Annotated in this window: 19 protein-coding genes and 2 pseudogenes; 12 read left to right on the top strand and 9 right to left on the bottom strand. The window is 52.6% G+C overall.

What is annotated here, in order from left to right:
• The first annotated feature begins 19 nt into the window (after positions 1-19).
• The 4 genes from DWX58_RS07130 to DWX58_RS07145 all read left to right on the top strand — a co-directional run bounded on the left by DWX58_RS07130 (position 20) and on the right by DWX58_RS07145 (position 3,582).
• Positions 20-508 carry an SLOG family protein gene (locus DWX58_RS07130; protein WP_118642377.1) on the top strand — a complete coding sequence of 163 codons (489 nt, stop codon included), beginning with the start codon at positions 20-22 and terminating at the stop codon, positions 506-508.
• A gap of 56 nt (positions 509-564) precedes the next feature.
• Positions 565-2,313, top strand: coding sequence for a VirD4-like conjugal transfer protein, CD1115 family (locus tag DWX58_RS07135; RefSeq protein ID WP_243093324.1), 1,749 nt, complete (start codon positions 565-567; stop codon positions 2,311-2,313).
• Positions 2,310-2,636: a hypothetical protein gene (locus DWX58_RS07140; RefSeq protein WP_006574296.1), complete on the top strand. Its 327-nt coding sequence runs from the start codon at positions 2,310-2,312 to the stop codon at positions 2,634-2,636. Before DWX58_RS07135 ends, DWX58_RS07140 begins: the two co-directional genes overlap by 4 nt.
• Before the next feature lie 100 nt (positions 2,637-2,736).
• The gene (locus DWX58_RS07145) at positions 2,737-3,582 is read left to right on the top strand and encodes a hypothetical protein (protein ID WP_118642379.1); all 846 of its coding nucleotides are present in this window, start codon (positions 2,737-2,739) and stop codon (positions 3,580-3,582) included.
• Here DWX58_RS07145 and DWX58_RS07150 read toward each other — a convergent pair.
• Complete coding sequence (locus tag DWX58_RS07150; protein WP_242623650.1) at positions 3,579-3,941, bottom strand: molecular chaperone GrpE; 363 nt, start codon at positions 3,939-3,941, stop codon at positions 3,579-3,581. The genes DWX58_RS07145 and DWX58_RS07150 overlap by 4 nt on opposite strands.
• Before the next feature lie 102 nt (positions 3,942-4,043).
• On the opposite strand from DWX58_RS07150, the gene DWX58_RS07155 reads away from it, so the two are divergent.
• The 8 genes from DWX58_RS07155 to DWX58_RS15650 all read left to right on the top strand — a co-directional run bounded on the left by DWX58_RS07155 (position 4,044) and on the right by DWX58_RS15650 (position 13,836).
• On the top strand, positions 4,044-4,397 hold the full coding sequence (locus tag DWX58_RS07155; protein ID WP_006574299.1) for a PrgI family protein: 354 nt from the start codon (positions 4,044-4,046) through the stop codon (positions 4,395-4,397).
• Positions 4,390-6,726 (top strand): VirB4-like conjugal transfer ATPase, CD1110 family, encoded by a 2,337-nt coding sequence (locus DWX58_RS07160; protein ID WP_118642383.1) that lies wholly within the window; start codon positions 4,390-4,392, stop codon positions 6,724-6,726. Before DWX58_RS07155 ends, DWX58_RS07160 begins: the two co-directional genes overlap by 8 nt.
• 90 nt (positions 6,727-6,816) lie before the next feature.
• A complete protein-coding gene (locus DWX58_RS15350; RefSeq protein WP_243093298.1) occupies positions 6,817-8,877 on the top strand; it encodes an NlpC/P60 family protein in 2,061 nt (686 codons plus the stop codon).
• A gap of 255 nt (positions 8,878-9,132) precedes the next feature.
• Positions 9,133-12,357: a helicase-related protein gene (locus DWX58_RS07170; RefSeq protein WP_118642385.1), complete on the top strand. Its 3,225-nt coding sequence runs from the start codon at positions 9,133-9,135 to the stop codon at positions 12,355-12,357.
• A 15-nt stretch (positions 12,358-12,372) separates the two neighbouring features.
• Positions 12,373-13,038 carry a DUF4391 domain-containing protein gene (locus DWX58_RS07175; protein WP_118642387.1) on the top strand — a complete coding sequence of 222 codons (666 nt, stop codon included), beginning with the start codon at positions 12,373-12,375 and terminating at the stop codon, positions 13,036-13,038.
• Complete coding sequence (locus DWX58_RS07180) at positions 13,028-13,468, top strand: hypothetical protein (protein ID WP_118642389.1); 441 nt, start codon at positions 13,028-13,030, stop codon at positions 13,466-13,468. Before DWX58_RS07175 ends, DWX58_RS07180 begins: the two co-directional genes overlap by 11 nt.
• 14 nt (positions 13,469-13,482) lie before the next feature.
• Positions 13,483-13,632 carry a hypothetical protein gene (locus tag DWX58_RS15645; RefSeq protein ID WP_243093301.1) on the top strand — a complete coding sequence of 50 codons (150 nt, stop codon included), beginning with the start codon at positions 13,483-13,485 and terminating at the stop codon, positions 13,630-13,632.
• Positions 13,633-13,659: 27 nt separating this feature from the next.
• Positions 13,660-13,836: a DUF4391 domain-containing protein gene (locus DWX58_RS15650; RefSeq protein ID WP_243093303.1), complete on the top strand. Its 177-nt coding sequence runs from the start codon at positions 13,660-13,662 to the stop codon at positions 13,834-13,836.
• A 152-nt stretch (positions 13,837-13,988) separates the two neighbouring features.
• Here the strand turns inward: DWX58_RS15650 and DWX58_RS07195 are convergent, their stop codons facing one another.
• The 8 genes and pseudogenes from DWX58_RS07195 to DWX58_RS15660 all read right to left on the bottom strand — a co-directional run.
• Complete coding sequence (locus DWX58_RS07195) at positions 13,989-15,500, bottom strand: recombinase family protein (protein WP_002575864.1); 1,512 nt, start codon at positions 15,498-15,500, stop codon at positions 13,989-13,991.
• A 94-nt stretch (positions 15,501-15,594) separates the two neighbouring features.
• Positions 15,595-15,807 (bottom strand): hypothetical protein, encoded by a 213-nt coding sequence (locus tag DWX58_RS07200; protein ID WP_002584948.1) that lies wholly within the window; start codon positions 15,805-15,807, stop codon positions 15,595-15,597.
• Positions 15,791-16,396: a plasmid recombination protein gene (locus tag DWX58_RS07205; RefSeq protein WP_118642391.1), complete on the bottom strand. Its 606-nt coding sequence runs from the start codon at positions 16,394-16,396 to the stop codon at positions 15,791-15,793. The genes DWX58_RS07200 and DWX58_RS07205 overlap by 17 nt, the downstream gene beginning before the upstream one ends.
• Positions 16,377-16,817, bottom strand: a pseudogene (locus DWX58_RS15965) (sigma-70 family RNA polymerase sigma factor). The gene DWX58_RS07205 and the pseudogene DWX58_RS15965 overlap by 20 nt, the downstream one beginning before the upstream one ends.
• A 455-nt stretch (positions 16,818-17,272) precedes the next feature.
• Positions 17,273-18,259 (bottom strand): 23S rRNA (adenine(2503)-C(2))-methyltransferase RlmN, encoded by a 987-nt coding sequence (rlmN, locus tag DWX58_RS07215; protein ID WP_006774449.1) that lies wholly within the window; start codon positions 18,257-18,259, stop codon positions 17,273-17,275.
• 67 nt (positions 18,260-18,326) lie between these two features.
• Entirely contained in the window at positions 18,327-19,547 is a 1,221-nt protein-coding gene (locus DWX58_RS07220) for an MFS transporter (protein ID WP_118642393.1), read from the bottom strand.
• Positions 19,548-19,922: 375 nt separating this feature from the next.
• On the bottom strand, positions 19,923-20,159 hold the full coding sequence (locus DWX58_RS07225) for a hypothetical protein (protein ID WP_014080336.1): 237 nt from the start codon (positions 20,157-20,159) through the stop codon (positions 19,923-19,925).
• A 533-nt stretch (positions 20,160-20,692) separates the two neighbouring features.
• Positions 20,693-20,800: pseudogene (locus DWX58_RS15660) on the bottom strand (mobilization protein); the annotation flags it as partial.
• Positions 20,801-21,396: the final 596 nt, after the last annotated feature.

Below are 21,396 nucleotides of genomic sequence, written 5' to 3' on the forward strand. Positions count from 1 at the left end.
GCCGAAGGAGGAGTGGTTTATGCATGAGCAAGAACTACGGCAGCACCGTTGCTGCTTTACGGGACACAGACCAGAAAAGCTGAACATCTCAGAAGAACAGTTATGTGTACGATTAGGACTGGAAATCGACCGAGCGATAGAAGATGGGTTTACTACCTTTATTTCAGGTATGGCAAAGGGGGTAGATATTTGCGCGGCAGAGCTGGTTCTTAAACGCAGAGTATCAGATGACCGACTGAAGCTGATCTGCGCACTTCCGTATGAAAATTTTGGGCTTCATTGGAGTGCGTCTTGGACTAGTCGTTATGTGGAGGTGATACGGCAGGCAGATCTGGTGCGCTGTATTAGTCAGGAGTTCTCCTATTCCGCATACCAGCGCCGCAATGAATGGATGGTAGATCACTCCGGACGGGTGATCGCGGTCTATACGGGTGAGAGCGGCGGAACCAGAAATACCATCGCTTACGCCAAACAACAGCACATTCCGTGTGTTATCATCACACCATAAATAGGGGGACTCAGCAGACGAATCCATCCGCTGAGTCCCCTGTGTTTTTCTTGGAGGTGAATTTCCTGAAACAAAGCTCCAGGGCCGGGGACATTGTCCTGGCCCTGTTTTTCTATGTTCCGGTGGTCTGGGGTGCATTGCTCATTGCCCAATCCTTGGGGCGTGGATTGCCGGAACTTCTTACCAACCTGGCAACGGCGCTCCAGCACCCGCTGGATATCCATTGGACAGACAAAAGCCTGCTGTCCATCCTGATCTGCACCAGCCTCTATATCATGGGCCTATGTATCTACGCCTCGGAACAGCGGCGCACTCGGGACGGCGAGGAGCACGGCTCCGCCACCTGGGGCTCTCCACGGCAGGTCAACGCCATGTTCCGCCAAAAAGAGAACAAGATCCTGACCCGCCATGTCCGCTTGGGCCTGGACACCCACAAACACCGCCGCTCCCTCAACGTCCTGGTTATTGGCGGCAGCGGCGCGGCCAAGACCCGCAGCTATGTGAAACCAAACATTCTGGAGGCCAACACCAATTATGTCATTACTGACCCGAAAATGGAGGTGCTCACTGCGACCGGAGGGTGGCTGAAAAGCAAAGGATATGACATCCGGGTGCTCAACCTGGTCAACCTGGAGGAGTCGGACGGATACAACCCATTCCGCTATCTGAGAGACGAAAAAGATGTCCTCAAGCTGGTCAATAACCTCATTCAAGCTACCACACCAAAGGGCAGCCATGAATCTGATCCGTTTTGGACCAAAGCCGAGACGGCGCTCCTTCAGGCCATCATCCTCATGCTGTTCCAGGAGGCCCCGGAGTATGAGCAGAACTTCTCCATGGTCATGCGGGTGCTGGAATACGCGGAGGTTCGAGAGGAGGATGACGAGTATCTCTCCCCCCTGGATTTACTGTTTCAGGCCATAGAACGGGAGAACCCGGAAAGCGTGGCTCTGCGGCAGTACAAAGTATTCAAGCAGAGCGCGGGCAAGACAGCCAAGAGTATTTTGGTCTCCGCCGCGGTTCGTCTGGCCCCCTTTAACCTACCCCAGATCCGGGCCATCACGGATCACGACGATATGGACCTCTATACCCTGGGAGAAAAGAAATGCGCTCTCTACGCCGTGATCCCGGACAATGACAGCACCTTCAACTTCTTGGTGTCCCTGCTCTATTCCCAGGCGTTTCAGACACTTTATTACAGCGCGGACCAGATCCATCATGGGGCGCTGCCCCGGCACGTCCACTTTGTATTGGATGAGTTCGCGGCCATGCCGCTGCCAGGGTACACTCGTGAATTGGCCACCATGCGTTCCCGCAACATTTCCTCCAGCACCATCATTCAGAACATGGCCCAGATCAAGGAACTGTACAAGGACTCCTGGGAGACCATCCCCGGCAACTCGGACACTATCCTCTATCTGGGCGGCAACGAGCAGAGCACCCATAAGTATATCTCTGAGGCCCTGGGCAAGGCCACCATTGATACAAAGACCCATGGGCAGACCAAGGGCAAATCGGGCTCCTACTCCACCAATTTCCAGATGAGTGGACGGGAGCTGCTTACCCCTGATGAGGTCCGTGCGTTGGATAATCGCTATTGCATCTTGTTTATCCGGGGAGCAAAACCCGTCATGGACCTAAAGTATGAACTGACCGAGCACCCCGCTATCCGCTACACCGTGGACGGAGGCGGAGCGCCGTATATTCACCATGGACACAACACCACACCGGCCATTCCAGGCACACCGTTCTTCCAGGTTATTTCTGCCGATGAAACCAACAAAGAAAAGGAGACTGCAGCATGAAACATGATCTGACCACCCGTAAGTATGAGCGCCGCGCACGGAAACTGTACGCCCTGTTTTCCTGCCTCGTTCTGGCGCTGACCGTTATGGTTGTCCCGGCCTTTGCCGCAGATGATCCGCTGACGGTCGTCAACAACCTTTCCGAGTTCATCTTCTCCCTGATTCGAGCCATCGGCCTGATCCTGCTGGGCTTCGGCGTCCTCCAACTGGGCCTGTCCCTCAAGAGCCATGACCCCTCCCAGCGGGCCAATGGCATGCTCACCATCGCCGGTGGTATCGTGATCACCTTTACCAAGGAGATCCTCACCCTCATCACCGGCTGATGAGGAAGAAACGCAAGAACACCCACGGCCCTGGAATGGGCTGTGGGTGAGAAAGGAGTGGCTGCAACATGAGATACAGCCTGTATGGGAGGTGAAGTGATTGGGCAGTGGAAACTGGATCGTAGACAATCTGAATTCCGCCCTGCAGACCTGGAACGACAAACTCGCAGAGATCTGGACCCTGATCAGCACGACCCCAGAGGACTTCAAAGGCGGCGGGATCTGGAACGTGATCGTCAGTATCAACGGGGCGCTGCAAGCCATTGGCTATGCGCTGTTAGTGCTGTTTTTTGTGATGGGCGTAATCAAGACCTGCGGCAGCTTTACCGAGATCAAGCGCCCGGAGGTGGCCTTCAAGTGCTTTATCCGCTTTGTGCTGGCACAGGCGGCAGTGACCTATGGCATGGAACTAATGAACGCCCTGTTCCAAGTGGCCCAGGGGGCAATATCCACCATCATGGACGCATCCGGCATGACTGCCATGTCACCCACCACACTGCCGGAAGAACTCATTACCGCCATTGAAAGCGTGGGGCTGTTGGAGTCCATCCCCCTTTGGGCGGTGACTCTGCTGGGCTCCCTGTTTATCTGGGTCCTGTCCCTCGTTATGATCCTGACCGTTTACTCCCGCTTTTTCAAGCTCTACATGGCCACCGCCATCGCGCCTATCCCCCTGGCCAGTTTCGCGGGACAGCCCTCCAGCAGCATTGGCGTCGCTTTCCTCAAAAGCTATGCCGCCATCTGCCTGGAGGGCTGTATCATTGTGTTGGCCTGCGTCATTTTTTCGCAGTTTGCCTCCGCTCCGCCCGCTGTGGGCGACGCTTCCACAGCACCGGCCACACTGGTCTGGAACTACATTGGCGAGTTGATCTTCAATATGCTGGTGCTGGTTGGTTCCATCAAGATGAGCGACCGGATCATCCGGGAATTGATGGGGCTTGGTTAATCATCGTCAAACAGGTCGTCCACCCGGATCTTATATCCGCCATCCGCTTCTGGTTCCCCGTACATTTGGGCCTCCCGCATCCGGTTGAGCACGATGAGTTCCAGCATCTTGTCCTCTCTCCTCCGGAGCAGGATGTCCTGGACCTTCCGAACCAGGGAGACCACCCAGGACAGGACTACCACCGCCAGCAGCGCATACCAGATGACGTTGGCCAGCGTTTGATTGGCATAGTACCATTCATGAAAAATGGTGGGAACGATCAGCGCATAAACCAGTGGGATGGTCAGGCGAAACACCGCTGCCAGGCGGAACACAATGGAGAGCAAAATCATTACGCTCCCGAGCATCAGATATGCCATACGCTCAACTCCCTTCCTAAGTTGAGCAAATGGTACCATAGCCGGACAGGCTTTGCAACGGTCTGTCCATGAAAACCAAACAGAAATGCAGGAGGTGATACCTTGGAGGTACGCATCAATAAAGAGGTGCGGAATTACCAGGAAAGTCTTTTTTTCGGCCTGTCCCTGCGGCAATTTTTGTTTGCCCTGCTGGCCGTTCTGGTGGCGCTGGCCGTGTACTTTTGCCTGCACCCGGTGCTTGGAACAGGCGAGATCGGATGGGTGTGCATCCTGGCCGCGTTTCCATTCGCCCTGGGTGGTTTTTTCACCTATAACGGCATGACGCTGGAACGCTTTCTCATGGCGTATATCCGCTCGGAATTTTTCATGCCCAAACGTCTCTTGTTCCGTTCAAATGATCTCTATGTCCAACTCATGGAACATTCATCGATAAAGGAGGCCATTCGACTTGATTAAGACCCTTCAAAACACATTGAAGCAGGACAAGGAGCACCTTACGGTGCCGAAGTCCGTTCAGGACACCATCCCCATCCGCCGGATCTGGCCGGATGGGCTTTTCCAGTTCGGCGGGAAATTCTCGAAAACCATCCGCTTCTCCGACATCAATTACGCCATCGCTTCCAAAGAGGACAAGACGTCCATGTTCCTGGGCTACTCGGAACTACTCAATGCCCTGGACACCGGCTCTACCACCAAAATCACCATCAACAACAAGCGGCTCAACCGCCGCAACTTTGAGCGGGAGATCCTGATCCCGCCCCAGGGGGATCATCTGGACGGAGGCCGTTCGGAGTACAACGCCATGCTGCTTGACAAGGTCACCGACTCCTCCAACAGCATGGTGCAGGAGCGATATGTCACCGTCTCCACCCATAAGAAAACGCCCGAGGAGGCCCGGACCTTCTTCGACCGAGTCATGAATGATGTGACCACCCGGCTCAATCACCTGGATTCCCACTGCGAGGAGTTGGACGCGGTGGAGCGGCTGCGTGTGCTCCACGACTTTTACCGAGTGGGCGAGGAGTCCCGGTTCCATATCGACCTGCGGGAGTGCATGAAAACAGGACGCTCCTTCAAGGACACCATCTGCCCGGACAGCATGGAGTTTCGGAAGGATCACTTCATCCTGGGCGACAAATATGGCCGGGCCATGTTCCTCAAGGAGTATGCCAGCTACATCAAGGACTCCATGATCAATGAGCTTACCAGCCTGAACCGCACCATGATGCTGTCCATCGACGTGATCCCTGTCCCCACCGATGAGGCCGTGCGTGAGATGCAGAACCGCCTGTTGGGGGTGGAGACCAACGTCACCAACTGGCAGCGGCGGCAGAACAGCAACAACAACTTCTCCGCGGTGGTGCCCTACGACCTGGAGCAGCAGCGGAAAGAGACGCGGGAAATGCTGGATGATCTAACCACACGGGATCAGCGGATGATGTTCGCCGTGGTGACTCTGGTGCATCTGGCCGACAGCAAGGAGGAGCTGGACAGCGACACAGAGACCCTCCAGTCCATCGCACGCAAGCATTTGTGTCAGCTGACCACTCTGAACTGGCAGCAGGACGCGGGCCTTGTCACCGCCCTCCCCTTGGGTCTGCGGCGGATCGACGCCCTGCGCACCCTTACCACCGAGGCCCTGGCCGTCCTCATGCCCTTCAAAGCCCAGGAGATCCGGGACCGGGGCGGCATCTACTACGGCCAGAATGTCATCAGTAAAAATCTCATCATTGCCGACCGCAAGCAGCTCCTCAACGGCAACGGATTTGTTCTGGGCGTGTCTGGCTCTGGCAAATCCTTTACCGCCAAACGAGAGATTACCGCCCTGGCCCTCTCTACCCAGGATGACATCCTGATCATCGATCCGGAGTCGGAATACCGTCCTCTGGTAGAAGGGCTGGGGGGCGAGGTGGTGGAGATCTCCGCCACCTCCAGCAACCACATCAACGCCATGGACATGGAGCAGGGCTACGGCGAGGGTGAAAACCCCGTGGTGCTGAAATCGGAGTTCCTGCTTTCTCTCTGTGAGCAGTCTGTGGGGGCCGGAAAACTGTCTGCCAAGGAGAAGTCCATCATCGACCGCTGTACGGCACAGTGCTACCACGACTATGTGCGGGACGGCTGCCAGGGCCAGGCCCCCACGCTCCAGGACTTTCACGCCGAACTGCTGCGCCAGCCGGAGGCAGAGGCGCGGGATGTGGCTCTGGCCCTGGAACTGTTCACGGAGGGCAGTCTCAACACCTTTGCCAAACCCACCAATGTGGACATGAGCTCCCGCATCGCCTGTTATGACATCCGGAAGCTGGGCAAACAGCTGCTCTCCATGGGCATGCTGGTGATCCTGGACAGCTTTCTCAACCGAATCACCCGCAACCGCCGCCTGGGGCGGAATACCTGGATCTATATCGATGAGATCTATCTGCTGTTCCAGCATGAGTACAGCGCCAACTTCCTGTTCACCCTTTGGAAGCGGGTGCGGAAGTACGGTGCCTGCTGTACCGGCCTGACCCAGAATGTGGACGATCTGCTCCAGTCCCACACGGCCCGGACCATGCTCGCCAACAGTGAATTCCTGGTCATGCTCAACCAGGCCAGCACCGACCGGCTGGAGCTGGCCCGTCTGCTGAACATCTCAGACAACCAGCTCTCCTACATCACCAATGTGGACTTTGGGCGGGGCCTCATCAAGTGCGGCAGCGCCATTGTGCCCTTCATGGACAATTTCCCCAGGCACACGCAGCTCTATAAACTGATGACGACCAAGCCCTCTGACTTGGCCGCGTAATAAAACCAGGGAGGGGCCAAGGCCCCTCCCTGCTGGAGTGAGGTGAGATATATCGATAAAATCAAAGAGAAACCCCAGGTGCAGCACACTTTGAAAGAACGGGTCAAGTCCGCGCCGAAGGAATTGATCCGGCGGGGGCTGGATGACGGCACAGAACGCCTGCGGGGCCAGCTGCGGGACACGGCCCAGCACGGCCAGCGGGATGACTTCGGCGGCGACCAGCTGGGCGATGCCGAGGTGAGCGGTGTCAAACGGGCGGAGCAGCTGGCCGAGCATCTGCTGGGAAAACGAAAGAAAGGTGCAAAGCACACTCCGGATACAGGCCCGGACGGATACCCTGACCGTCACGATCCGCCAGGAGCGGCAAGACCAAGAGATGACGGCACTCTGCCTCCAAGGGGCCGCCGCCGCGGGAAAGAAGCGGGAGATCTGCTCCGGACGCAGAGTGCGGGCAGAAGCCAGCCCCAGCCGCAGTCCGCACTCCAAACGCCTCAAAAAAGAAATATCAAGACCAAGGACGCCTATCTGAAGATGCAAGCCGATCCCGCACCTGCCACACCGCCAAGTGCCTTGCAGCAGGAAAAAGCGTCCTTTATGCGGGAGCGCCAGGGCAACCTTCTCCGCAGCAGGAAACTGGAGCAGCGCTTGCCTGTGAGAAAGGTCGGCCCCTTGGCAGCTCCTCCCTCGGGAAAACGGCCACAAGGTACAGAGGCCCGCAAGCAGCTACATCAGGTGTCCGGGCAGACAGGTGGTTCTCGTGTGCAGCCCCGGCCTCACGGGGAGGTCTCCAGGCAGGCTATGGGCAGCACCGCAAAGACGGCAGTAAAAGAACGAGGCGTGCCGGTCAAATCGGCTGGCCATCCCATTCGCAAAACGGCTGGGATTGGAAAGCCGGGTGGGAAACCGCCTGTAAGAGCGTTTCCGGCCCGACAGGCCCGCCGTGCGGCGGAGGCGGGAGCCAGGCTGGCACAGACTCAAAAGGCCGCACAGGCGGCCCGTGTGACCGCCAGACAGGCCGCACAGGCGGCAAACCGCGCACTACGCGCTGTGATCGCGGCAGCTAAGGCTTTGGCCGCCGCGGCCACAGCAGGCGGTGGGGTGGTGATCGCGGTGGTGGTTGTCATCTGTTTGTGCGGCATCATCCTTGCCTCACCGCTGGGGATCTTTTTTGCCGGACCTGATGAAACAACCGGAGCCATCTCTCCCGCCCAGGCGGTGGCACAGATCAACGGCGAATTGGGAGAGAAGATCTCCAGCATGCAGGCGGAGGGTGGATATGACACGCTGGAGATCCAGGGACAGCCGCCCCCCTGGTCTGATATTCTGGCGGTGTTTGCCGCCAAAACGGCGGGCGCTGCTGATGGAACGACCGTGGCGATATTGGATGCGGCCAATGTAGAGGCCCTGCGCACAGTCTTCTGGGACATGACAAAACTTGCCTCCTCCTCCAGAGCGGTGGAGCATCCCGCCTCCGGAGACACTCCGGCCTGGACAGAGCAAATACTCACTGTGACGATCACCGCCAGGACGCCGGATGATATGCGGGTATTTTATTCTTTCACAGAGGAACAGAACAAGGCTCTGGATGAACTGCTGGCAAATTCCGACATGCTGGCTGCCTTGACCGGGGATCTCACGATCTCTGACGCCACAGCAAAGAAGCTGCTGGCTGACCTGCCCGCTGATCTGGACCCAGAGCGCCGGGCTGTGGTGGAAACAGCCTGTAGGCTGGTAGGCAAGGTCAACTACTTCTGGGGCGGGAAGTCTCTGGTGATTGGCTGGGACTCCCGCTGGGGCCAGCTCACCAAGGTATGGGCAGACGGCAGCTCGACTACCGGAACCTACCTGCCCTACGGGTTAGATTGCAGTGGATTCGTCGATTGGGTATTTTACAATGTTACTGATGGAGAGTACGTCATAGGCCACGGCGGTGGTGCCCACATGCAGCACACCTACTGTACCCCCATCTCTTGGGATGAGGCCCTACCGGGGGATCTGGTGTTTTATCCCGGTGACGAGCACGTGGGAATCGTAGGCGGCAGAGATACAAATGGCAGGCTTTTAATAATTCATTGCGCTTTTAGCCAAAATAATGTAGTTATTACGGAGTCAGAAGGCTTTGTGGCTGCTGCAAAACCATCATTTTATTAAATTGCAAAAGGAGGACAATACCACATAAAAATAGAGGAGCAGTGTGGTATTGTCTTAAATTTATCCGTACTACGATATATGCTGCTTGATTCTATTCACTTTCGGCGGTGTACATTTAATAGACCTGTTTATGGGACTCCTAATTTGATAGGATTTTTATTGTGGAGATTATTGGGATTTTGTGCTATCCTGTAGATAATTTATATGAATAGTCAGCACAATGATGCGATTCAAGTAATGAGGTGGATACAGCTTATGAAGATCATCAATAACATTACAGAAAAATTATCCGATGACCTGCACGTGGAGATCTCTCCCCACAGCAAAGTATCCATTGCTGCCGCCTGCTTCTCCGTCTATGCCTATGAAGAATTAAAAGAACAACTGGAGCAGGTGGATTCATTACGCTTTATCTTCACTTCACCTACATTCCTCTCCGAACCGTCGGCAAAAGAGAAACGGGAGTTCTATATCCCCCGCCAGGCGCGTGAAAAAACGCTGCATGGCAGCGAATTTGAAATCCGCCTGCGCAACGAGTTTACACAGAAAACCATTTCCAAAGAATGTGCTGATTGGGTACGCCGCAAAGCGCAATTCAAATCAAACTGCACCGATGAAACAATGCCGGGTTTTCTTGCCGTGGACAGTGATCACCCGGTAGCTTATGCTCCCATCAACGGCTTCACTCGAGCAGATCTGGGCTGCGAGCGGGGCGGCAATATGTTCAGCATGATCCAGCAACTTGACGCACCGGAAAGCAAAGCCTATCTGCAGCTGTTTGATCAGCTTTGGGCCGATAAACGGCGTATGCAGGATGTAACGGAGCAGGTTCTGGAGCGGATCACCACTGCCTATCAGGAAAACAGCCCCGAGTTTCTCTACTTCTTTGCTCTTTACAACATCTTCAATGATTTCCTGGAGAATCTCAGTGAGGATGATCTGCCAAACGAAGCAAATGGTTTTAAGGACAGCTTAGTCTGGAATAAGCTCTACACCTTCCAAAAGGATGCCGTGCTGGCAATCATCAGTAAACTGGAGCAGTACAACGGCTGTATTCTGGCGGATAGTGTAGGCTTGGGCAAGACCTTTACCGCTCTGGCTGTTATCAAGTACTACGAGAACCGCAACCTGCGGGTGCTGGTGCTCTGTCCGAAAAAACTCAGCGATAACTGGATGACCTACAAGGCCAACTATGTGAATAACCCCATCGCTGGTGACCGGCTGCGGTACGATGTTCTATTCCACACTGACCTGTCCCGCAGCAAAGGATTTTCCGGAGAACTGGACCTCTCGAAAATCAACTGGAGTGCCTACGATCTGGTGGTCATTGACGAGTCCCATAACTTCCGTAATGGTGGCAGCAGCCATAGCGACGAGGGAAAATATAACCGCTACGACGCCCTGATGGAAAAGGTCATCCGTCCCGGTGCCCGTACCCGCGTGCTGATGCTCTCCGCTACTCCCGTCAACAACCGCTTCTATGACCTGCGCAACCAGCTAGCTCTGGCCTACGAGGGCAACAGCGAGGCATGGCGGGACAAGCTGGACACCACCCGCTCGGTAGAGGAGATCTTCCGCAATGCGCAGAAAGCTTTTAACACCTGGAGCGAGTGGGATGTGGAGCTGCGTACCACCGACAAACTCATGCGGATGCTGGACTTCGATTTCTTCGAGATCCTGGACGCTGTCACCATCGCCCGCTCCCGGCGGCACATTGAGAAGTACTACAATGTAGGCGAAATCGGCAAGTTTCCCACACGGCTGCCGCCCATCTCCAAGCGCCCGCCGCTGACCGATTTGAGCGACGCCATTACATACGACGAGATCTATGACCTGTTGCTCAGCCTGACCTTGAGCATCTATACCCCCTCCAACTACATTCTGCCCAGCCGCATGGAGAAGTACGCCGACCTGAACCACGAGGGCAAGAACAGCCTGACCCAGGTAGGCCGTGAGCAGGGCATTCGCCGTCTGATGAGCATCAACCTGCTCAAACGGCTGGAAAGTTCCGTCCATTCCTTCCGCCTGACCCTGAAGCGCATCCAGGACCTGATCTGCTCCACCCTGGACACCATCGCTCATTACGATCCCAGCCTGACCCTGGAGCTGAACGACCTGACCAGCACGGTGGACTTTGACGCTGACGACCAGGAGACGGATCTGTTCACCGTGGGCAAAAAAGTGAAAATTGCTCTGGAGGACATGGACTATGTGACCTGGCAGCACGATCTGGAGGAGGACTTCAACACCCTCTATGTGCTGGTCAACATGGTGACGGATATCACCCCGGAGCACGACAGCAAGCTGCAGATGCTGCTCTCCACCATTGCAGAGAAAATCGACCACCCCATCAACCCCGGTAACCGGAAGATGATCATTTTTACCGCCTTCTCTGACACGGCGGAGTATCTCTACGACCATGTCAGCACTTTTGCCCAGGACAAGTATGGCCTGCACACCGCTCTGGTCACCGGCTCCGTCAGTGGCCGCACGACAGTACCCAAATTTAAGGCCGATCTCAACAATGTGCTGACCTGCTTCTCTCCCCTCTCCAAGGATAAGGCGGCCCTGATGCCGGACGGCCCGGACATCGACCTGCTTATTGCCACCGACTGTATCTCCGAGGGCCAGAACCTGCAGGACTGTGACTGTCTCATCAACTACGACATCCACTGGAACCCGGTGCGGCTGGTGCAGCGTTTTGGCCGCGTGGACCGTATCGGCAGCCGGAATGAGCAGATCCAGCTGATCAACTTCTGGCCGGATATGCAGCTGGACGACTATATCAACCTGAAAGCCCGGGTGGAGACCCGCATGAAGGCCCTGGTCATGACTTCCACCGGCGACGACAACCTGCTCTCCCCCGAGGAGCAGGGCGACCTGGAGTACCGCAAGGCCCAGCTCCAGCGGCTCCAGACCGAGGTGGTGGATCTGGAGGACATGGGCACCGGCGTGTCCATCACCGACCTTGGCCTCAACGAGTTCCGCATGGAGCTGATGGAGTACGCCAAGACCCACCCGGAGCTGGAGACCTGCCCCGGCGGCATCAGCGCCGTGGCAGCGGCCACCCCGGACGCTCCGGCGGGCGTGGTGTTTATTCTGAAAAATGTCCACAACGAGGTGAACATCGACAACCGCAACCGGCTCCACCCCTATTATCTGGTCTATCTGACCGAGGACGGCGTCACCGTCCACGACCACCTCTCACCCAAGGACTCCCTGGACGCAATGCGGCAGCTGTGCCGGGGCAAGGACAAGCCCATTGAGGAGCTGTACCGTGCCTTCAATCAGGAGACCGATGACGGGCGGAATATGGCCGTCTACTCCAGTCTGCTGGAGGACGCCGTACTGTCCATCCTGGATGCCAAGGAGGACAGCGATCTGGACAGCCTGTTCCGGGCGGGCGGTACCTCGGCCCTGCTCAGCCAGGTGTCCGGGCTGGATGATTTTCAGCTTGTTTGTTTCCTCGTCGTCCGATAAAATGGAGGTAATATCATGCTGGATTTTCCAAAATCAACGGCCTTTGGCCGCCGGTTCCCCAAGCAGAAATTCTATGAGAATCTGGATGTGTCCGCTGAGGTCAAGCGGCTTTTTGTGGAGCAGGTCAAGCTGATCACCTGGGCCAACAAGCTCTCCCCTGAGACCATGAACATCGCCCCCGGCCAGACGGTGCGGGAGATCGAAGTGTTCCGCCTGACGCTCCAAGGGCAGGAACTGGACGAGCGGGTGCTGTCCCTGATGGACAAGCAGATTCCATATCATATCCTATTTTTGTTGGAGCGGGCCGACGGCAGCGTCCGGCTCCATGTGACCTATAAGGAGGCCAGCCAGAGCGGCAGCAACGCCTTCCAGCTCCGGCAGAGCTATCACACGGACTGGATGCAGCCGGAGGACTTGTCCCTAAATCTCACCGCCCTGGATATGGATGCCCTCTATGAGAGTATCGTCCGCCAGATCGCCGGGGATGCAATTGTTGCCCCCCAGGGTGAGAGTCTGAAAGAGGCGGTAGAGCAGACCCAACAGCGTGAGAAGCTGGAAAAGCAGATCGCCCAGCTGAAAGCGAAGATGAAGAAGGAAAAGCAGCTGGGGCGGCAGATGGAGTTAAGGCGGGAGATACTTGATTTGGAAAAACACTGCAAGGAGTATATTGATGAAAAATGAAAATTTTGATATCCACGACATTACAGCAGAGGTCATACAAAATGCCACAGAGCAAGTGAGGCGCTCAAATGAATCAATGGTTCCACCGTTTCCACCCATTAAAGACGAGTGGCTGATGTATGAAAAAATGGAGGAATTTGTACACCTTCAAAAGCAAAACAATGAGATATTACAGGACATTGAAAAGAATACTGCGAATTTGAAAATTTTAGTGGATTTAATTCATAATAGCGTTGAAAATCAGGATCAAATTATTTCTATAATGGCAGAAATCCTTGCAATGGCCAAAGCTAACAACAAAGATGAAGCTGATTCTCTATGTAAGCGAGTAATGAGCAAAATATCTGACACAGTTCAAAATGTGGAAACGATGATCAAGATTATGACCTTTGCAAAAATGTTTTATAACATTGTGCAGAGTCGGCTTTAAGGTGGTGTTTAGGAATGGACAAAATGAAATTTGAAACCCCGGATATGGTGGCCGGGAATATTGAGAAAATCGGGGCGCTGTTCCCCGCTGCCATTACGGAGATGCGGCCCAAGTACTTGTCTCTGAATCTGACCGCCCTGGATAGTGAGAGCATCGTCCGATAGATCGCCGGAGATGACATCGATGCATCTTTGGGCGAGAGCCTGAAAGAGGCGGTGGAGCAGACCCAGCAGCGGGAGAAGCTGGAAAAGCAAATTGCCCAGCTGAAAGCGAAAATGAAAAAAGGAAAGCAGCTGGGGCGGCAGATGGAATTGAGAAGAGAGATTATGAGATTGGAGAAAGAAAGTGTGACTCATTTTGAACACTGAAAAAAGAATATTTTGGATTTTTCTTGTGATAACTGTAACCTTTTTAGCTGTGTCCATAGTTTTGCATTTTTGCAATAATGTTAGCACTGAACAAAAGTACAGTTTACAAGGGACTACACAGGGTAGGTATCTGACGGGAGGGGTGCCGCCAGTCAGATTTTCCATGTGATGTTCAAGCTGTCGCTTGTGGCGGCTATGGTGGTGATCATCAAATCCACCACACGCCGCTTGTCATCAAAAGATACATTCTCCCAGGTATCGAGGTAGCCGGAAATCTGGCTGACCTGTTCCGGGCTGATGGCCTCCACAGTCAACTCCGCTATCCTTGCCAGAAGTTCCTGCTTGCGCCCGTCCAGTTCCGCTATCTTCACATTCACATAGGAGAACAGGACATTGTTTGCCCCCGTCAGACTGTCCACCAGCTTTTCAATCTCGCTGTCTACATGGGCAAGTTCCACTTGCAGGGCGGTGATTTTCGGGTTTGCCTTTGCCGCTTTCTTTTTTCCTGTCAGCGTCTTGTAGCTTGCCAGCTTCTTTACCATCTGCTGATAAACAACCGCTTCCAGTTCCGAAGTGATGATTTTCCCACAGCCAGGACAGCTTTTATTGTCCAGCCGTTTCGTGCAGCGGAGATACTGTTTGCCGGAGGGATTGTAGATACTCATAAGAGCATACCCGCAATTCCCGCACTTGATTTTTCCTGCCAGCCATGTGTGGGTGGCTTTCCGGGCAGACTGGATTTTCATGTTGTTCATCAGCTTCTTGCGGCAGGTCAGCCAGGTGTCGGAGGGGACGATACCCTCATGGGGAGCCAGTACCAGCATTTGGTCTTTTAAGTCGTTTTTCTTGCTGGCCTTTACATCTCGCCCTTGATACAGATAGCAGCCGTTCATGCCCGTAAAATCGGCAACGTCATTGACAATGACTGTACCTTGACTTTTGAAAAATTCGTACACATCAAGGTCTGCCTGCACATAGACAGGATTGCGTAACATCTGCGCCAGCGTGGGGCGTATCAGCTCTTTGCCATGGAACAAAATCCCCTGTTCGGCAAAGTACCGGGTAATGTCCCCGTAGGAAGTTGTGGGCTGGGCGTACATCTCAAACATCAGCCGGATATTGGCCGCTTCCTCCGGGTTTACCACCAGCTTCTTTGTGTTGATACCGTCCATCTTGATAGGCTCCGTATGGAAGCCGTAAGGGGCTTTCCCGCCCATCTTAAAGCCCCGCTGACTGCGGGAGTAGTAAGCGTCCGTTACCCGCTTCTGTATCGTTTCCCGTTCAAGCTGGGCGAACACGATACAGATATTCAGCATGGCCCGTCCCATCGGCGTGGAGGTATCAAACTTTTCCGTAGAGGACACAAACTCCACATTGTACTGCTGGAACAGCTCCATCATGTTGGCAAAGTCCAGAATGGAACGGCTGATACGGTCGAGCTTGTAAACCACGACCTTTGCAATCAAGCCCCGCTTGATGTCCCGCACCAGTTCTTGAAACTTCGGACGGTCTGTGTTCTTGCCGCTGTACCCTTTGTCTGTGTATTCCTTGCAGTTACCGCCTTTCAACTCGTATTTGCAAAATTCAATCTGGCTTTCAATGGAAATGCTGTCCTTTTTGTCTACCGATTGTCTTGCATAGATTGCGTCTATCCGATTGTTCATATTGTCGCTCCTTTTCTTAAAAAAGAAACGGAGCTGCTGACAGTTCTATTATACCGCCAGCAGCCCCGCAAATCAATGATGGGTTTGGAAAACCTTATGTCCCGGCTTCCTCACTCTCCCGCTTGTCGGCGTACTTGCGGAACACCTCATAAAGCTGCTGTTCCAGTTCCCGGCGTTTGGCTGCTTCCTGTTCCGGCGTGAACACCGGGGAGAGATTTTCCAGTGTGATTTCCTTTCCCTGAAAAGTCACGATTTCGATTTCCTTTTTGTATCTGATATTACTTATAAGATCACCTTTCCTTTCCATGCTGCCGCTGTTGCCGTTTCAGTTCCGCTAAAATCTCCGGCGGGATACGGTCAACCAGCCGCCGCATATCGTCCAGTTCGCTTTTTAACTTCGCCCGTTCCATCGTGTCATTCATCTTGCCTTTTTCGCTGGCCTTTGCCCTGACTTCCAGCTTTTCATTTTCCGCTAACAAGTCATTGATTGTGACCTTGTATTTTTTCAGTTGCCCGGAGAAGTTCTCCATCTGCGGAAACCACTTTTTCAGCATGGAGAGGGCTTCCTCTTTCTTCTTTCCGGCGTTCAGCGGGGTAATGCCGGAGAGAACCGCTTCAATGGCCCTCGCCTGTTTGGAGAGGTTGACCGCCTGTTTGAACAGCCGGGTGGGGATATGCTTCCGGCCCGTCTTGCTGGCGCTTTCCCCACGCTCCAGGTCGGGGTACTGCTCCACCATACAGGCGTGAAAATCGTCCTGCCACTTCGTCAGATTGGCCCGGTTGCCGATAATTTCTTTGGCGCACAGGCGGTCGCCCTTTGTCGCTGCCACAATGACAGGATAGGGAACAAGGGCAACGTCCGGGAAGTCAGATTGTTTACCATTCGTCCCATTCATCAGCGTGTTCCTCCAAATATTTCTTCAAGATTTCAAAAGAGCTTGTCCGTCTGTACTGTATCGTGCTGCGCGACGTATTGAATAACTTTCCAATCTCCACGTCGGTCATGCCCTCGAAATAGTACAGCATGATAGCTTACCTTTTTTCTTCCGGCAAAGTGCGGATTGCTTCAAGCAGCAGCTTCGGCGTGATTTTCTTTCCTGCCTGCTGATAGCTCGGCTCGGCTTCTTCGTCTTGAAAATACTTATCAAGCGTATAAAGCTGTCGTTCCTCATGCAAGGCAAGGTCGGAAAACGACACTTCCTTTGCTCTGCGACGCCGGATTTCCTCGTGGGCGTTGCAGGCTTCGTTGTGCAGCACCCGTTTACAGAAACTTTGAAAGATACATTGCTTCTGAAATTCCACGCGATTAGGTTCCATGTTCTCACCTCCTTTCGTGTTGAAAGGTGGCGGTACCTCCCCTTTTCGCGGGATAATACAGGCGATTTTTTCAAACGCCGAATGAAAGCGAAACTTTTTTGAAAAAACCTCCCGAAAATGCAAAATGCGCCTGTCTGCAAGATGCAGACAAGCGCAAAGGAATTGTAAGCGGTATTTAGATGATTTGACAGTTCATATATGAGGGTAGAAGTGTTCCCGGCGGCGGTCGGGCTTTTTTTGATAAGCTAAAAGATATGGCGATATAGAAAAAGGACATGGCGATACCTCCCCGATACCGCCGTATCCTTAAAAAAGGGCGACTTTAATACACTACCCGCAATCCATTCTATAATAGGGAACAGCGGCTTTTGCGCAATATTAAATAAAAAAGCCGATAACACATAGGTTTTTTGACCTAATGCGTTATCGGCTCTGCGTCTATGCGTCTGGCACTTTTAATCATTTTTTTTGAATTTATTATATGTGTTAGCTAACTGTCCACAAGCCGCGTTAATCTCTCTGCCATGAGAAACTCTCATAGTAACTTCAAGTCCTGCTTGCTCTAATTGATGTTTGAATGCAACTATTTCCCGTTTCTGTGGTGCTTTAATTCTTGAATTGCTTGTTGGGTTGTATTGTAACACGTTAATCATAACTTTTTTGCCCCGAAACCATTTTGCAAGTTGTCTTACATCTGAGGGCCGGTCATTTATACCCGGTAAAAGCAAATACGCAAAGACAATTTTGCGATTATGCCTTTCAGAATAGGATAAGGCTTGCTTAACAACATCTTCAATAGCATATATGCGCATGTGAGGAATAATACGATTTCTTGCAGATTGTGTTGCTGCGTGTAAAGATATTGTCAACTGAATTTTAAGATGTTCCTCGCGCAATTTTTTTAATTGATCGACCGGACCAACTGTTGATATGGTAATGCCGTCGGTTGGAAAGTTGAGCCCATATCTATCTCGGAGAATATGGATTGCTTTTATCAAGTTGTCATAATTGAATAAAGGCTCTCCCATACCCATAAAAACGATACGGTTTACTTTTCGACGCAACAATATAATCTGTTGTACGATTTCTGACGATGTTAGATTACGAACAAAGCCATTTCGCCCGGACTCACAAAAAATACAACCAACAGGACAACCGACTTGTGTGCTCACGCAAACAGTTCCACCATCTCGCCGCTTGATAAAAACCGTTTCAATGTATTTGTTGTCTTTCAGTTCGTAAACATACTTTTCAGTATCACTGCTTTTGCAAATATTTTTTACCAACATTGATAGATTTTTTTTGCGTGGTAATTGCTTATATAATTCTTCATATAAGGCTTTTGCTTCATTCTCGCCAATAACTTCCGACATTTCTTTGTAAGTAAATCCGTATGGATCATTCCGTACTTCCGCAGGCGTATATTTAGGTAAACGTTTCATTTTTATATCCTTTCTTCTAAATAATAAAAGTTTGTTTTTCTGTAGTAATAGAAAAAGGTGCAGTTGATTATTGCGTATTGTCAATCTCTCTCAAACCGGGTAGTAAAAATACGGCAAGCGCAACGATGATAATGCCAATTCCGCAAATGACAAACCATTTCTCAACTCCCAGCCGCTCCGCCAGAGGCCCGGAAATGACAAGGCCAAACGGCATGGCGAGGGAAGCGGCGCTTGTCAGTAGAGAAAAAACTCTCCCCAGATATTCTGGTTTGACCGTTTCTTGAAAAATCGCATTTTGCACACCGTAAAATGGAGCGGAAATTCCCATAACAGTACAGCACACAACAAAGACAAGAAATGCGTCTGGCGGCAAAAGCCCGGAGAGCATAGTGCTAACGCCCATCAGGAGAACGGAAAGACCGATGGTGTACCGCCGTTTCTTAAAACCGCCCCAAATGCTCAGAATGACTCCGCCAAGCAGCATACCAACCGCAAAAGCAATTTCAGCGGCAGAGGCATGGGCCGGTGTTCCTTTGAAGTATGACATACAGATGAGAGGAAAAAGCGTACTGATTGGCATATAAAAGAACATATAAATTACACCAATCCAGAGCAGAGCAAAGAGGCCCCTGTTTTGCTTTAATACCACATACCCCTCTTTCATATCCTGTAAAAACTGTTGTCTTTTCGTTTCTGGACATAGTTCAGGCGTTGGTATGGACGAAATCGCAACAGTCACACAGGCAAGGATTGCACCCACAATATCTAACAATATAATTGCATTAAGAGGCCAAACAGCATATAAAAACGCTGCGGCAGCTGGACTGATAATCGCACTTACTGCTTGCATGGTCTGCGTGTAACCAGCGCATTTTGTAAGTTCCTCTTTTGGCACAATCATAGGTGTTGCTGCGCTGAATGCTGGAGAATGAAAAGCAGTTCCCGCACTTCGGATTAACAGGACAACCATAATAGACCATACGGGCAATTCCATGTAAAACGCCACCAGCGCCAGAATACCGCCAGCGGCGGCAATTATCAAATCCGCACCAATCATTACGCTTTTACGGCTGTGCCGGTCAACAAAAGCACCTGCAAACGGGCCTAAACAGGCTTGCGGCAAAAATCCAATCAGTGTTGCCGCCGTCAATATGATTGCAGAATTAGTTTTCGCAACCAAATAAAAGATAATGGCCATTTGCAAAATACCGCTGCTAATAAAGGATATTGCTTGTCCGGCAAGAAGTGTAAAATAAGTTTTTCTCCATGAATTGTCGTTTTGGGTCATAATGCGAACCTCCTTTTTTATTGCATTGTTCCTTTGTTTCTGCAATAAAAAGCAGGCGTTGTCCCACAGAGAGGGCAGACGCCTGCATAACAACAAAGCACGAAAAAACACCACGATACAGTTCAAAGACTGCTCGTGTCAAACCTACGTGTTCCTTTGCATACGCACGCAAAAAAAGCCCACCATCATGTGGAAAGGTACTTCTACTTTTTATTGCTTATTAGCGTACACAAATTAACACACGTAAGCCTCCTTCCAATCTCAAACTGTCGCACAGTATAACACACATCCGATAGACTTGTCAACCATTTTTAACCTTGTTTTCCATCTTGTTTTTCCATCTCTTACGGGCAGTAGCAAAGCCAGGCGAGCCAGTCAACGGTCAAGATGAACGGCGCTTTCAGCGCCGCCGTTGACAGTCTCGCCCGTCTTTGCTAATGGGTAATCAAGGCGGGAAAGCCATTTTAGGGCTTTCCCGCCCATTTCAATTTTGGGAGAAGAAAGGCCCCAAAATGAACGAGTGCGGCCAAACACTTTTAGGGATTGGCCACCTTGTCCACCCATCCAGCGGGGCGGCGGGGAACGGTCAAGGCCGGGCGTCAGCCCATTCATTTCAGCCTTGACGGTTTCCTGCCGTCCTGCTACTTTTCCCGGAGTGTGGCCACACATCTGGTCACGGTGTCCAGAGCTTTGGGACTTTTTGTCCCATAGGCCGGGGGCGGAGGACGAGGGACGGGGGCTTTCATAATACGCCCTGTCTGCTGCTGAAATCAGCCCTTTGTTTCCGGCTTACCAGCCCCAAACAAAGCCCTGCTTTCCTGCCGCGTCAAATGCCCTTGCCCTCCCCGGCGGCAACGGTATTTTCAGGGCAACGCCGACAGAGCGTATAACACACTACACTTTGCTCCGCAAAGTCGTGTGCCAAATGGGGCGCTGCCCCCTTTGGAAACCCCCGCAACAAACAGGTGCTATGCACCCAGCCGGGAGCATAGCGCCGTTTGTTGTCAGCAGCCCGTTTCACGGTCTGCGTGTAGTTCCTTGTAAACTGACCTAAACAACACATTAACGCTCATGGGGAATATCTCAATTAGTATATTTTCAGGTGCTTTGCTTACTACGATAAGTTCTATTGTAAGAATCGTTACAGACATGCCGTAGGCGGTCAGGCGCTCCATGAAGTCGGCGTGTTCTTCTTCGGTCACACGGGTCTTGATGATGTGGGTGCGGTGGGGCGTGTTGTAGCGTTTGGACAATAAACTTTTACCTCCTGTTTTGAAATTCCCTTTAGGGTATAGTTCGCCCATTATACACCTTTCAAGTTTTCCATATTCAGTTGTCATGGGCGATGTGTTACGCGATGGAAAAGGGAACATCAGGCTTTGGAAAAACACAATGCACCCAGGTGGTCAAGACCATCTGGGTGCAGAGAATTTTACTGATATTCACTTTTTATATCGCTCATCGTTAAGACTATTATAGAGCGAATGTAAAGTATTGTCAATGCGTTTTGAGGTCTAGTTTTGTCGAATTGGCCCGATGGAACAGTACAGACGCAAAGCGGGTGTACTATTCCGGCGGGTGCGCCGCTCTGCGGCGATTGCGGAAACGGCTTCCGATTTCCGCCTGGTCAGGCGAGAACGCAACAGGCGGGGCTGACGGATTTTTGTGGCGCGGCTGCGCCACAACACCGGCGCGGAGCGCCGGTCAGCAGGGTTTGGGGAAGGCACTCCCCAACAAGTAGCAGACCAGGGGAACAAATGAGCGGAGCGAAATTTGGGCCACGGGTCGATACTTGCTCTCGCTCTCGCTCTCGCTCTCGCTCTCGCTCTCGCTCTCGCTCTCGCTTCTC

This window comes from Pseudoflavonifractor sp. AF19-9AC, assembly GCF_003478995.1.
Lineage (GTDB): Bacteria > Bacillota > Clostridia > Oscillospirales > Oscillospiraceae > Lawsonibacter.

Coding starts and splice junctions, on each gene's coding strand:
- rlmN (WP_006774449.1), bottom strand. CDS start 18,259: ATGAAACGTTTACCTAAATATACGCCTGCGGAAGTACGGAATGATCCA.
- DWX58_RS07175 (WP_118642387.1), top strand. CDS start 12,373: ATGCTGGATTTTCCAAAATCAACGGCCTTTGGCCGCCGGTTCCCCAAG.
- DWX58_RS07195 (WP_002575864.1), bottom strand. CDS start 15,500: ATGAACAATCGGATAGACGCAATCTATGCAAGACAATCGGTAGACAAA.
- DWX58_RS07205 (WP_118642391.1), bottom strand. CDS start 16,396: ATGAATGGGACGAATGGTAAACAATCTGACTTCCCGGACGTTGCCCTT.
- DWX58_RS07200 (WP_002584948.1), bottom strand. CDS start 15,807: ATGGAAAGGAAAGGTGATCTTATAAGTAATATCAGATACAAAAAGGAA.
- DWX58_RS07220 (WP_118642393.1), bottom strand. CDS start 19,547: ATGACCCAAAACGACAATTCATGGAGAAAAACTTATTTTACACTTCTT.
- DWX58_RS07140 (WP_006574296.1), top strand. CDS start 2,310: ATGAAACATGATCTGACCACCCGTAAGTATGAGCGCCGCGCACGGAAA.
- DWX58_RS07180 (WP_118642389.1), top strand. CDS start 13,028: ATGAAAAATGAAAATTTTGATATCCACGACATTACAGCAGAGGTCATA.
- DWX58_RS07170 (WP_118642385.1), top strand. CDS start 9,133: ATGAAGATCATCAATAACATTACAGAAAAATTATCCGATGACCTGCAC.
- DWX58_RS07130 (WP_118642377.1), top strand. CDS start 20: ATGCATGAGCAAGAACTACGGCAGCACCGTTGCTGCTTTACGGGACAC.
- DWX58_RS15645 (WP_243093301.1), top strand. CDS start 13,483: ATGGACAAAATGAAATTTGAAACCCCGGATATGGTGGCCGGGAATATT.
- DWX58_RS07150 (WP_242623650.1), bottom strand. CDS start 3,941: ATGGCATATCTGATGCTCGGGAGCGTAATGATTTTGCTCTCCATTGTG.
- DWX58_RS07225 (WP_014080336.1), bottom strand. CDS start 20,159: ATGAATGGGCTGACGCCCGGCCTTGACCGTTCCCCGCCGCCCCGCTGG.